A 13,192-nucleotide genomic window follows, 5' to 3' on the forward strand; every position below is an offset into this window, starting at 1 on the left:
ACTAAAAAGAAAAAAACAACCCCACTGGATTGTTCTTTTCTTCGTTATTATTTGCCTTCAAATAATAACTTTTCTGCTTCATCTGCAATACCATTTGCACCTTGTACACTTCGGCGAAGAGACCATTTAAATACATCAACTTCATACACTTGATTATTTTTAACCGCTTTTAGCTCTTTCCATAATGGCTGTTTTGCTAAAGGCGTATGACCTTTTTCATTTCGCATAACAATGAGTTTGTCAGGATCTGCTTTTACAAGCTGTTCCATTGTCATTTTTACACTGTACTCTTTTGTAGGATCTGTTAATGCATTTTTGAAGCCTAATTGCTCAAGAACACCCGTTGTAAAGAAATTTGAAGTTCTAGCATTAATATTACCATTTGCATCAGCGATAACAAGTACATTGCCCGGATTTTTTGGTGCTTTTTCTTTTAAATCCTTCATTTTTTGCTTATGCTCTTCTACCACTTTTTCAACTTTTGCTTTCTTCCCAACCGCTTCTCCTACTTTTAACTCTGTATTTAATAAATCATCGTAATTAGCATTTAAGTTTTTCAACTCAATCGTTGGCGCAATTTTCGATAATTCTTTGTATACATTTTTATGACGTTCTGAATCAGCGATAATCAAATCTGGCTTCAGCAGTTTAATCGATTCCAAGCTTGGCTGCGCTCGCGTGCCAACTGATTTGTATCCTTTGATTTCTTTTAGTACATCTTTATCAATAAGCTGTTCTGCTTTATCATCATCAGCTACTCCTACAGGTTTGATACCAGCATCTAACAATGCATCAATAAAGCCTAACTCTAATACGACTACTCGCTTTGGATTCTCTTTTACCTTTGTCTCTCCAAGCTCATGCTTGACCACTCTTGTTTTTTCACTTTTTTCATCAGCTGAATTTTCCTTATTCGTGTTGCTGCAGCCGATAAGCATTCCGATTGCCAGCATTGTAATAAAAGCCAGCAGTCCTATTTTTTTCTTATTCAAATGTCATTCCTCCTGCTTGTATCTTTATGTAGATAATCGACTCTTGAAACTGATAATCGTTATCATTATATCAGTTTTATCTATTTAAACAAGCTGATTCGTTATTTTTTAATTAAAAAAATTATATCTATTCTACAAAAAAGAGATTGAGATATAGCTACATCATTCCAATCTAAAGACGAACAAATGGGATATATGAGCTGAACTGCTTAAGACACGGCTAGAAGAAACTCAGTATATGAAACCTACGTTCACCATCACCATAAAAAAACCGAACGATTCATCGTCCGGATCTTCCTTCAACTAAATTATTTTTCTCCCAGCCTCTTTTTAGCAGACTTTCTATGAATATGGTGTAATAGGCGGCAGTTCACTGCTAAGACACCATTTCCCTATGTCACGCAGCTTATAAGCAATAGGATCGTGTAAGCTAATTGTCCGGGCGTTGCGCCAGTATCGATCAAATTTATACTGATCAGACGTGGCTCTCGCTCCCATCCCATCAAATATAGTAGAGGTAATATGTAAGGCCGTTTTGACAGTAAATGTTTTGGCCAACGCAATCGCAACTCCAGACTCGCCCCGCTGCTGTTTCGTTAGCGCATCTTCTTTTTTCCATGCATGATCAAATTCTGCAACAGCTTTTTCTATAAGTGCTGAACAAGCATGAAGGTTTAAACTCATTTCACCGTATTGCTGAATAATGTACGGATCTTGCTCTGCTGCTTCAACGTCTGAACTTATCCACGGCTTTGTATGAGCCTTCACGTAAACTTTTGATTCTTCCAAAGCGCCTTGAGCAATACCGTACAATAAGTGAGTGAGCATAAGCTGAGCCAAATGCGTTCGTACCGTAGGAAAAACCTTTTGCTCTTCAGCTGCTTTACGCAACATTTCTTCTTCATAAACGATAACATCTTCAAACTTTACACTTCCGCTATCCGTTTGGCGCTGGCCAAATCCATCCCAATTATCTTCAGTAACGATTCCGGCTCTATGAGTAGGAAGTACACATAGCAATACCTCACCGCTTCCTTCTTCTTGAGCCGATACTAACAAACGGTCTGAATCGGTTGCCCCGGAACAAAAACTCTTGCTTCCGCTAAGCATTAATCGCCCATTTTCTCGGACTGCTTTTAGTCCTGAATCTCTAGGGTTAAAGGCATTGCCCCAAAATAGCTGGTGAGCTGCTGTTTCTTTGTAAAAAGTTTTGTACTGCTCAATACTTCCAAATAGAAACGTCGAACAAACCGTCAAATAATGATACCCCAACAAGTGGGCAAGTGAACTATCTGCTTTCGCAATGATATTCACGACTTTAAAAACAATCGGCCAGCTGGCTCCATAACCCCCGTATTCCTTAGGAATCGGGAGAGCTAAAAGACCGCTTTTTCTAAGCAGATTACGCTCATGTAGAGGCGTTCCACCTTCTCTATCTCTTTTTGCAGCAGTTTTGGAAAACTCTTTAGCCAACTGGTTAGCCAATTCGAGGATCTTCTCTTGAGACGCTGCAATCGTTTGGGTGTTGTTCATGATTACCCTCCTTTCTCACCTTTTAGCGGGTGCTTTATCATTCACTTTCACTTCACCAAATGGACTGATAAATGTGCGCTCGTTCTCATCGTGCTTACGCTTAACTGGAAGCCTTGGAAACAAAAGCTCTGCTGTTCGATATGCTTCTTCTAAATGGGGATATCCAGATAAAATAAATGTTTCGATACCTAACTCTGCATATTCTTTGATTCGTTGTGCCACCGTATCAGCATCTCCTACTAAAGCAGTCCCTGCTCCTCCTCGAACTAACCCTACACCGGCCCATAGATTAGGGCTTACTTCTAAGTTTGAACGGTCACCTTGATGCAAGGCGCTCATACGTTTTTGACCTTCTGAATCCATTCGAGAAAATACTTTTTGGGCTGATTTAACAGCTTCTCCATCTACATGTTGAATCAGTTCATCTGCAGCTTTCCAGGCTTCTTCTTCAGTTTCACGAACAATGACATGAAGCCTGATGCCAAATCGAATTTCTCTTCCTGTCTGCTTTGCTTTTTCTTTCATGCGTTCAATTTTTTCTTTTACTTGTGCAGGAGGCTCTCCCCAAGTCAAATAGACGTCTATATGCCTTGAGGCAACGTCCATCGCTACAGGAGAAGAACCTCCAAAATAAAGGGGAGGATACGGTTTTTGGACTGGCGGATAAAGTACGTTGCCACCTTTAACACTCAAGTAGTCTCCGTCAAAGTGAACATCGGATTCATTTAATACCCTTCTCCATATCGTTAAAAATTCATCTGTCAGCTCATAGCGATCGTGATGGTTTAAAAACACTCCGTCTCCTTCTAACTCAACGGGATCTCCTCCTGCTACGACATTAATAAGGAGCCTTCCTTTCGAAAAGCGGTCAAATGTTGCAGCCATTCTTGCGGCTTGTGTAGGCGACATTAAACCCGGGCGTACCGCTACTAAAAACTTCAGATTTTCAGTGACTGGCACTAAAGTAGATGCAGCAATCCACGCGTCTTCACATGATTTTCCCGTTGGAAGCAAAACCCCGCTATATCCTAGCTCATCCGCAGCTTGTGCAACTTGTTTGCAATAAGAATAGCTTGCAGCCCTGGCTCCTTCATGGCTTCCTAAATAACGTCCATCTCCATACGTTGGAATAAACCAAAATAACTCCACTTGTATTCGCCCCTTTTTAAAGCTACATAAAAAAACTCCGTTATTACAAATAAACTGCAATAAGGAGCCTCAGTTGTCTGATAGCTTCATTTTTTACTATTTTTAAATCAAGCATACGGATTAGGTGTAGGATACTGCTGATTTAACACCCAGTTCCCAACCGTTCGAAGCTTGTATTCAGCTGGATTATGAAGAGTATGAGTTCTTACATTACGCCAGAATCGATCGTATCCGTATTCAGCATGAACCGAACGCGCTCCCATAACTTCAAATATCTTACTTGTGATATCCAGTGCAGCATTACCAGCAAAAACATTGGCAGCCGCTACGTGAACTGCTAGGTTTCCACGTTCTTCTTCCGTTAATTTTCTGCCTTTTTCCCACGCTTCATCCAATATGAGAGCTGCTTCATCTGCAAGTGCACTGGCTGCTTTCGCTTGAATCCAGAGTTCACCGTATTTCCGCAGTATACCTGGATCATCCGAAGCTTTTTCTACTCCTGATGTTAACCAAGGCCTTGTTTTAGAAGCCGTATAGTTTTGTGCTTCTTCAATTGCTCCAAAGGCGCTTCCTATAAAGACATTCGTTAAAATAATTTGCGACAGCGAGGCTCCAATAGTTGAAAAAGAAGTAGGGTTTTCAACAAAATCTTGAATCACTTCATGTTCTTCTATTCGTACATTTTTAAAATCTACATTTCCACTTCCCGTCTGTCTTTGTCCCATCGCATTCCAATCATCTTTGACGGTAATGCCTGTTCTGTCAGTAGGCACGACTCCGTTTAAATATTGCCCCGTTTCTCTGTCATTAAATGATAACCATAAGTACTGAGAATCCGGTGAACCAGAACCGAACGCTTTCGTTCCATTTAATAGATAACCTTGTGATTGCTTGTCACCTTTTAGGCTTTCTACTAAAGGATTAGAGGCATTCCCCCAAAAAGCTTGCTGCTGAACAGATAAAGGATAAAAATAGGCCTGCTGTTCTTCTGTGCCTTTGATTCGAATATCTGAGACAAACAAGGAGTGATAGCCATATAAGTGACCCAATGCTGCATCGCCTTTCGCCAACTCTCGAACAATAGCTAAAGCCGTTGACCATTTCCCGCCTTCTCCGCCATATTTTTGAGGAATTAATAAATTTAATAGCCCGCTTTGGCGAATAGCATCTTTTTGCTGTTTAGGTGTTCCGCCTTCTTTATCTCTTTGTGCTGCATCCTTTGCAAAAGAAACGGACAGCTTTTTTGCTTGATCAAGATAAATTTCTTCCTTTACAGTTGTTGCAGTCATGTTAAACTCTCCCTTTGGCTCGTCTTTCGATACTGAGCGCCATAGTGTTCATCAGGCAAGAAATGTGATTTTTTAAATAGCTTTTCTCTATAAGTTCCTTCACTGTAATCTGTTTTGAATAAATCTCTTTCCTGCAAAACAGGAATCACTAAATCAATAAAATCAGCAAACGTTCCCGGCGTGGTCACATAAGCCATATTAAATCCATCCATGCCTGTATCGTCTATCCACTCTTCCATAAAATCAGCTACTTGTTCCGGACTTCCCACAGTAACAGGTCCCATTCCTCCGATACTGACAAATTTCACTACCTCTTCTACCGTCCACTTTCTATCGGGATCACTTATTGTAAATTTCTCTAAAGCGGAACGAACTGAATTCGTCGCAATAAATTCAATGAGCTGTTCTGGTTCATAGGCAGAAACATCGATTCCCGTCCAGCCGCTAAACAGCGTAGCTGCTCCTTCGAAATTGACATAGCTCTCAAACTGAACAAGCTTCTTCTCAGCCTCTTTTTCAGTTCGTCCAACAATTGGTGTAAATAAATTAAAAATTAATACGCTCTGTGGGTCTCTGCCTTCTGCGGCGATTTGAGCGCGCATTTTTTTCACATAATCTGCAGCTACTTTTTTGGTAGGAAAACTTGTAAAGATACACTCAGCATGTTTGGCGGCAAATGCTCTTCCTGGGGCAGAAGCTCCTGCTTGAAATAAAACTGGAGTTCGCTGCGGGGAAGGTTCTGATAAATGTACACCCGGAACACTAAACCACTTCCCTTTATGATTAATCGGATGAACCCGGTCTGGAAGTGTAAAGATCCCTTTTTCTTTATCTCTTACAACAGCTCTTTCCTCCCAACTTCCTTCCCATAATTTATAGCAAACTTCTAAAAATTCGTCGGCAATATCATAGCGGGTTTCATGCGTAAAATGTTCTTCTAATCCTAGATTAATTGACCCGCTTTCAAGATATGAAGTCACAATATTCCATGCAATACGTCCATTTGTTAAATGATCCAACGTCGAAAATTTTCGCGCAAACGCATAAGGCTTCTCATAAGTAGTAGAGACCGTTACCCCAAACCCTAAATGCTTTGTTGCATATGCCATAGCGGAAATAAGTGCAGTTGGTTCATTCACTGGAAGCTGAGCAGCTTGTTTAAGTGCTCCTTCATTACTTTTCCTATAAACGTCATAAATACCTAACACATCGGCTAAAAACAAACCGTCAAACTTTCCTTTTTCCAATAGCTTAGCTAACTTCACCCAGTAATCTAACGTTTTATATTCGGCCGCCTGATCACTTGGGTACGTCCACAAACCAGGTGTCTGATGTACAACACAATTCATATCAAACGCATTTAAATAAATATGTTTCCCCATAGAAACCTCCAAAACTAATTAAATACATAAATTAACTAAGAATTAAATCTGTTTGGAAGTAATCTTAAAACATATTCTTCCAGGGTGTCAACGAAACTTCTCTCTTTATAATGAAACATAAATGAAGCTATTACTAATGCTGAATTAGGATTTCTTTAAAGGTTATTGACTTATTATTGCAACAGCTAAAAAAACACTACAACAGCGTCTATACCCCTGTAGATAACCCTTTTTATTTGACTGAGGAAGCAGTAAAACAATAAAAAAAGCGCCACATTTTCTTTTGAAAAATGTGGCGCTTTTAGCGTTAGTCTTCAATACAAAGATACTGAATCACTTCTTTTAAACTTTTCTCTTTCATCGATTCGATGTGTAAGTGATATCTTTCGAATGACAGATGTTTAGTTAACGGATTTGGTACAATCACACAGCGCAAGCCTGCTGCCATAGCAGCTTTCGCTCCATTAGAAGAATCTTCAAATGCCAAAGCTTCAGAGGGCTCTACTCCTAGCTTTTCAATTACATTTCGGTAAAGAGCCGGATCTGGCTTCACTTTTTCTACATCATCGCGCGTTTGAATGACTTCAAAATAGTGCAGCAAATCTAGCTCTTTTAAAAATGCTGTTACCCAGTCTCGATATGAGCTGCTTGCTAAACCAATTTTTAATCCAAGTTCTTTTGCTTCTGCCAAGTACTCCGCTACACCTTCTCGGGCTACTAATGATTTCATTTTTTCTTGATGACGTCTTAACGATTCTTGAGCTAGTTCCTCTTTTGTGAACTCATTGTTAAACTGCTGAAGCAAGTAATCGTAAAGTGCCGTAGCATCCGTTCCCACATAAGAAGCAAACGTTGCAATCGGTAGATCTACTCCCCTGTCTTCTAACATTTCGCGGTATACCTCATACCACACTGATTCTGTATCAATAATTAATCCATCAAAATCAAACACAACTGCTTTAATCATAATTTACCTACCTTTTTCTATCTTATCGTTCTTACATAGTAACACGTTCAAAATACGTAATCCATAAATGTGGCTTCCTTAATAAGATAGGCTTAAACAGGTAGTTTCTATCCTTACTTTTCTCCGACTTTCATCAAAGGTGACATTTCCTCTGTTTCCTTAAACTCAATGGAAGACAGCTGCCTTCTAAAACCTTTCGTTGCATACACTAAATAAACTAAACCGGCAATAGCCCAGCCAATACCAAGTAAAAAGGAGTTGCGCTCCAAGTTAAGCCATAAAACGCCAATCGCTGCTGCTCCTAACAGTGGCATAACAATGTATGACCAAAATCCCTTAGCCGACCGGTGCTGCTTTTGATGAACAGCATAGTGCGCAATAACCGAAATATTAACAAAAGAAAACGCAATGAGTGCTCCAAAATTAATAAATGACGTAGCTGTTGCTAGACTGAAGAAAATAGCACTTGCTGATACAACTCCGACTAATACAATATTTCGCGAAGGGGTGCGCAGCTTAGGATGAACATAACCAAAAAATGACTGAGGTAAAATTCGATCGCGTCCCATTACGTATAATAAACGTGAAACGCTTGCATGCGATGACATGCCTGATGATAATGTTCCTGCAATTCCTCCAGCTAAAAAGACAATTTGAAACAGCGTACCGCTCACATACATAGCAATTTCAGGAGCCGCAGCGTCTGGATGCTTGAATCCTTCTAACGTTGGAAAAACCGCTTGAATAAAATAAGATGTCACGGTAAACATGACTCCTCCGATTAACGCAACTAAAAAAATAGCTTGCGGAATCGTTTTTTTAGGATTAGGCGTTTCTTCTGATAACATAGCCACTGCATCAAATCCTAAATAGGAAAAACACATAAGTGTGGCTCCCGCTATTAGCCCTGATGAGGTCATGTTCTGATTAAAGAAAGGCTTCATAGAAAAAAGAGCACCTTCCCCCATTCCGCCTAGCAAGGCTTTGATTGAAACAGCAACAAACAATACTAAAATCGTCATTTGAAATACAACAAGAAACGTATTGAAATTGGCGGTGAAATTAACGCTTCGTAGATTTAGCAGCGTAACGATAATGACGAAGCTGACAACCCAAATCCACGATGGTACCGAAGGAAAAATAGATGATAAATAAATTTGAAAAATAAGTGCGTTAACCATCGGTAAAAAGAGATAATCCATTAATGCAGACCAGCCAACTAAGAACCCTAAATGTGGATTGATTGTCTTTTGCGTATATGTATAAGCTGACCCTGCATTTGGAAACACTTGAATCATCTTTTTGTAGCTTACTGCCGTGAGAAGCATCCCGACAAGGGCTATGATATAAGACGTGGGAACGTGTCCATTCGTCATATCAGACGCAATCCCAAACGTATCAAACACTACCATCGGAGTCATATATCCGATCCCCATTAATACAATCTGCCATAATTTCAACGACCTTTTTAATGTTACTGTTTCATGTTTCATTTATCTTCCCCCTTCTATTTATTAAGAACATTCTGACAATCAAATCCATAAATGCCTGTATTTAATTTCTTTATATAAAAATGAATGACTTTCATTCATTTTTATATAAAGAGTTGTTACATTTACTATAGCAAATATATGATTTATTTCTTTAAGTTGGTAAGGGTTGCTAACAAACTATCTTTTTCTTTTATCATATTATGAAAGCGCTTTATTTTAAATAGCTATATGTTCCTAATCTCCTGCTATATCAACGCAGAAATACCCTCTGAATAAGAGGGATTTCTGCTTACAAGCCGTTATTCAATCGTAGTATTCAATCACTTTCTTTTCGTTTTCACTGCAACTAAACTAGCAAAATCATGAATGATTGTAGCTGCAAGCAACGAGGTTATCTGAGTTGGATCATAAGAAGGCAGCACTTCCACCAGGTCAAATCCAACATAGTTAAATTCCGTCAGAGAACGAATCATTTGCAGCGTTTCTCTGCTGCTGAATCCGCCTACTTCAAGCGTTCCTGTTCCTGGTGCGCAAGAAGGATCAACAAAATCAATATCAAACGTTAAAAAGCACGGCGTATCTCCAATCGCTGTCTTCATTTGCTCTAAAACCACTGAAAATCCTTGATGTTCAAGCTCCCCTGCCGTTACTACATGATAACCGAGGTCTTTGCTTTCTTGAACATCTCCCGGGTGGTTTAATGTTCCTCTGATACCAATTTGAAAGACCTTCTTTGGATCTACTAGCCCTTCTTCATATGCGCGTATAAAAGGAGATCCGTGCCAATATTTTTCCTCGTAATACGTATCCCACGTGTCTGTATGAGAATCAAAATGAATCATAGCCACTGGACCATATCTTTTAGCAGCAGCACGAAGGCTTGCTAAGGTAATCGAATGATCTCCTCCAATTCCAATTGGAACAATTCCTCTATCCATAAGAGTGCCTACCGCTTCTTCCATTAATTCATAGCTTCTGTGAATATTATGTGGAATAACGGGCACATCACCAATATCGATAGCATTTGTATCATCGAATGGATATACGTCGTGTACCGGGTGATAAGGAAACAGCGTCATGGAAGATTGCCGAATTGCCTGAGGGGCAAAGCGCGCACCTACTCTGAAAGATGCTGCCGTATCAAACGGCATCCCTACTAGCCCTACTTTTGCATTTTCTCTTTCCGCTGGCAGCCTCATAAATGAGCCCGTTGTACAAAATTCTGGTTTGACATCTGGGGACAATGGATATTTCATAATTTATTCCTCCGTTTCAATGATTTCAGTTAGTCGCTAGGCATTTCCACTACTAAAATCATTGAAAGCAATACGGGAATAAGAAACGTTTGCCGACTCATATTCGTTGCTCCTTGTTACATTTATTGGTGGTTCAGCTCATTTAATACTTTTTCAAATGTAGAAATGACTTGATCTACTTCTTCCGCTGAAATAGTCAACGGTGGCTCAATACGAATTGTTTTAGAGTTTACAAGCGTGCCGGCTACTAGAATCCCTTCATCAAACATACCTTTAGAAAGCGCGTAGCCAATTTCATCTTGGTGAAACTCAATTCCAATCATTAAACCTTGCCCTCTGATTTCAAGTACTTTATCTCCATGTTTTTCAGCTGCTTTCTTTAAACCAGCAAGGAAATATTCTCCCAGCTCTTTCGCACGGTTTGGCAGCTGTTCTTCAATCAACACGTTAATGGTTGCAATAGCGGCTGCGCAGGCAAGCGGGTTGCCTCCAAACGTTGTTGTGTGCATAAAAGGATTATCAAAGAAGCTTGAGAACACTTTTTCTTTTGCTACGACTGCCCCAGCAGGCATAACCCCTCCTCCAAACGCTTTAGCAAGACATAAAATATCGGGTACAACATCGTATAGTTCTGATGCAAACATTTCACCGGTACGTCCCATACCTGTTTGAACTTCATCAAAAATTAAGATAGCATCGTACTCATCACATAGTGCACGCACTTCTTTTAAATAATTTTCAGGAGGAAGAATAATGCCGCCTTCTCCTTGAATTGGTTCTAATAAAACAGCTGCCACATCTTCCCCTACAAGCGCGCACGTTTCAAATGTTTTGCGCATCATGTCAATATCACCAAACGGTACGTGACGGAAACCTGGAATTAACGGCAGAAATGGTTTACGGAACATTCCTTTTGCCGTACCTGATAAAGAACCTAGACTTTTTCCATGAAAAGAACGTGTTGTGGAAATAAACGTTGTTCGATCACTATACATTTTCGCTAATTTTAAAGCGGCTTCTACACTTTCTGTTCCGCTGTTTGTGAAAAAGGAATACTTCAAATCCCCCGGTGTAATATCTGCTAAAATTTTCGCAAGCATCGCACGAAGTGGATCTAATAAGTCTTGGCTATGGAGCGCTTGACGCTGAAGCTGATCTTGAACAGCTTTGACTACTTTAGGATGGCGGTGCCCCACGTTATAAATTCCAAATCCGCCCAAACAATCAATGTATTTTTTACCGTTTACATCCGTAAAACAAGAGCCTTCATCTGACCATTCAACAGCTGCGAACTGCGTATCCACCGTTACTGTTTTGCGATATTCTAAAAAGCCTGGGTTGACATGCTCACGAAATCCGTCTACTGTTTCTTTCGTAATCCACTGTGCTTCTTCAGCTGACACTTCGCTTTTTTCAATAAGCCCCAGCACTTTGTTGATATATTCGTTTACTTCACCATATGCTTTGTTTACTTCTTGATTTTTCGTCACTGTATTCATTTTAATATCGCTCCTTCTCTACTTTTTAATTTTTAAACCAGCCGATTGGCTCTACTTGTAAATTAATATTAATTTGTTTTACTTCTTGAAATTCTTCCAATCCAAACGTGCCCAGTCCTCGGCCAATTCCGCTCTGCTTATATCCGCCCCAAGGCGCTTCGTTAAATGTAAAATGATACGTGTTTACCCAAGTGATGCCCGCACGCAGCTTTTTAATCACTCGAAGAGCTTTTGCGCCGTCGGTTGTAAACACACTGCCTGCTAAACCGTATTCCGTATCATTTGCAAGCTTAATAGCTTCTTTTTCATCTTTGAACGTTTGAATAACAACAACCGGACCAAAGATTTCATCTTGCACAATTTTCATATTTGACGTAACGTTACTAAAAACCGTAGGTTCTACAAAGAATCCTTTTTCCAATCCACTGCTGGTGATTCGATTGCCTCCGCATACAAGGTGAGCGCCTTCTTGCTTTCCAATTTCGACGTACTTTAATACTTTTTCCATATGTTCTTCACTTACAAGAGGGCCCATTTCAATCTCTTGTTCCATTCCATTTCCTACTTTAATTTTTTGAGCACGCTCTGCAAAACGTTCGATAAATCTCTCAGCGATGCTTTCTTCTACTAAAATACGAGAACCTGCAGCGCAAATTTGGCCGCTACCTGCAAAAATTCCGAATAAGGCATAATCTACAGCTGTTTCAAAATCAGCGTCAGCAAATATAATGTTCGGTGACTTTCCTCCAAGTTCTAAAGAGACTTTCGTTACATTCTCTGCTGCTTGACGCATAATGTGTTTTCCAGTTACCGTTCCGCCTGTAAAGGAAATCTTATCAACACGCTTATCTTGAATAAGCGTATTTCCTACAGTATCTCCGGCTCCCATAACAAGGTTTGCTACTCCTTTTGGCAATCCTACGCTTTCTAAGATCTCAAAAAGTTTTGTAGGAGTAACCGGTGTCACTTCAGAAGGTTTAAATACAATCGTATTTCCTGCAGCTAAAGCAGGTGCAATTTTCCACACGCTCATCAACAGCGGATAATTCCAAGGTACAATCAATCCGCACACTCCAATTGGTTCTTTTATAACCATTGCTTGCATAGGTGCAGGAACACTGTACGTTTGACCGTCTGGCTTTGTAATTAATCCAGCGTAATATCTAAAACAAGCAGCTGCATCTTCCACATCAGCCTCAGCTTCGCGATAGGGCTTTCCGTTATCCATTGTTTCTAGCGCTGCTAATTCCTCTTTCGCTTCTTCAAGCTTATCGGCAATTTTAAATAAGATAGCTGCTCTTTCAGATGCAGAAGTCTCAGACCAAATTCCGCTGTCAAAGGCTTCCCGTGCAGCTTTAATTGCTGCTTTCATATCTTCTGCGCTGCCTTCTGCAGCATATCCAATTACTTCACCTGTCGCTGGATTAACAGTAGGACGCTGCTTCTCTGCTTTTTTCCACTCTCCGTTTATGTACATATTTAAAGTTAACGTTTTAACGGCTGTACGATCCATAAGATACCTCCTTATTAAATAACGACTGATTGTCAGTCATTTTAAACTTTAAAAAACTTATAATTCTGATAATTAATTGTATATTTTGAATGAATGTCAGTCATTTTGATAGGTGTAAT

10 protein-coding genes are annotated in these 13,192 nt (G+C 39.9%); all 10 read right to left on the reverse strand.

Annotated features, from left to right (window positions below; all coding sequences use genetic code 11):
- Positions 1-47: 47 nt before the first annotated feature.
- Positions 48-992, reverse strand: a complete 945-nt coding sequence (locus ACFX4E_RS09575) for an ABC transporter substrate-binding protein (RefSeq protein WP_028407600.1) — start codon at positions 990-992, stop codon at positions 48-50.
- A gap of 342 nt (positions 993-1,334) precedes the next feature.
- Entirely contained in the window at positions 1,335-2,525 is a 1,191-nt protein-coding gene (locus tag ACFX4E_RS09580; protein ID WP_377258296.1) for an acyl-CoA dehydrogenase family protein, read from the reverse strand.
- Positions 2,526-2,540: 15 nt separating this feature from the next.
- The gene (gene ssuD, locus ACFX4E_RS09585) at positions 2,541-3,674 is read right to left on the reverse strand and encodes an FMNH2-dependent alkanesulfonate monooxygenase (RefSeq protein WP_098332447.1); all 1,134 of its coding nucleotides are present in this window, start codon (positions 3,672-3,674) and stop codon (positions 2,541-2,543) included.
- A gap of 107 nt (positions 3,675-3,781) precedes the next feature.
- Complete coding sequence (locus ACFX4E_RS09590; protein ID WP_028407597.1) at positions 3,782-4,963, reverse strand: acyl-CoA dehydrogenase family protein; 1,182 nt, start codon at positions 4,961-4,963, stop codon at positions 3,782-3,784.
- Positions 4,960-6,345: an LLM class flavin-dependent oxidoreductase gene (locus tag ACFX4E_RS09595; RefSeq protein WP_272767603.1), complete on the reverse strand. Its 1,386-nt coding sequence runs from the start codon at positions 6,343-6,345 to the stop codon at positions 4,960-4,962. Before ACFX4E_RS09595 ends, ACFX4E_RS09590 begins: the two co-directional genes overlap by 4 nt.
- A 307-nt stretch (positions 6,346-6,652) precedes the next feature.
- Positions 6,653-7,309: an HAD family hydrolase gene (locus ACFX4E_RS09600; RefSeq protein WP_208757603.1), complete on the reverse strand. Its 657-nt coding sequence runs from the start codon at positions 7,307-7,309 to the stop codon at positions 6,653-6,655.
- A 116-nt stretch (positions 7,310-7,425) separates the two neighbouring features.
- On the reverse strand, positions 7,426-8,805 hold the full coding sequence (locus ACFX4E_RS09605) for an APC family permease (RefSeq protein WP_060744885.1): 1,380 nt from the start codon (positions 8,803-8,805) through the stop codon (positions 7,426-7,428).
- 320 nt (positions 8,806-9,125) lie between these two features.
- A complete protein-coding gene (gene speB, locus ACFX4E_RS09610) occupies positions 9,126-10,061 on the reverse strand; it encodes an agmatinase (RefSeq protein ID WP_028407594.1) in 936 nt (311 codons plus the stop codon).
- 122 nt (positions 10,062-10,183) lie between these two features.
- Positions 10,184-11,560 (reverse strand): putrescine aminotransferase, encoded by a 1,377-nt coding sequence (locus tag ACFX4E_RS09615; RefSeq protein WP_028407593.1) that lies wholly within the window; start codon positions 11,558-11,560, stop codon positions 10,184-10,186.
- Between the two features lie 25 nt (positions 11,561-11,585).
- Positions 11,586-13,073 (reverse strand): aldehyde dehydrogenase family protein, encoded by a 1,488-nt coding sequence (locus ACFX4E_RS09620; RefSeq protein WP_098333797.1) that lies wholly within the window; start codon positions 13,071-13,073, stop codon positions 11,586-11,588.
- Between the last annotated feature and the right edge of the window lie 119 nt (positions 13,074-13,192).

It is taken from the genome of Priestia sp. YIM B13491 (genome assembly GCF_042787605.1).
Lineage (GTDB): Bacteria > Bacillota > Bacilli > Bacillales > Bacillaceae_H > Priestia > Priestia megaterium_E.

Excerpts from the sequence above, each read along its gene's own strand:
- ACFX4E_RS09580 (WP_377258296.1), bottom strand. The coding sequence starts at position 2,525 with ATGAACAACACCCAAACGATTGCAGCGTCTCAAGAGAAGATCCTCGAA.
- ACFX4E_RS09590 (WP_028407597.1), bottom strand. The coding sequence starts at position 4,963 with ATGACTGCAACAACTGTAAAGGAAGAAATTTATCTTGATCAAGCAAAA.
- ACFX4E_RS09595 (WP_272767603.1), bottom strand. The coding sequence starts at position 6,345 with ATGGGGAAACATATTTATTTAAATGCGTTTGATATGAATTGTGTTGTA.
- ACFX4E_RS09605 (WP_060744885.1), bottom strand. The coding sequence starts at position 8,805 with ATGAAACATGAAACAGTAACATTAAAAAGGTCGTTGAAATTATGGCAG.
- speB (WP_028407594.1), bottom strand. The coding sequence starts at position 10,061 with ATGAAATATCCATTGTCCCCAGATGTCAAACCAGAATTTTGTACAACG.
- ACFX4E_RS09615 (WP_028407593.1), bottom strand. The coding sequence starts at position 11,560 with ATGAATACAGTGACGAAAAATCAAGAAGTAAACAAAGCATATGGTGAA.
- ACFX4E_RS09620 (WP_098333797.1), bottom strand. The coding sequence starts at position 13,073 with ATGGATCGTACAGCCGTTAAAACGTTAACTTTAAATATGTACATAAAC.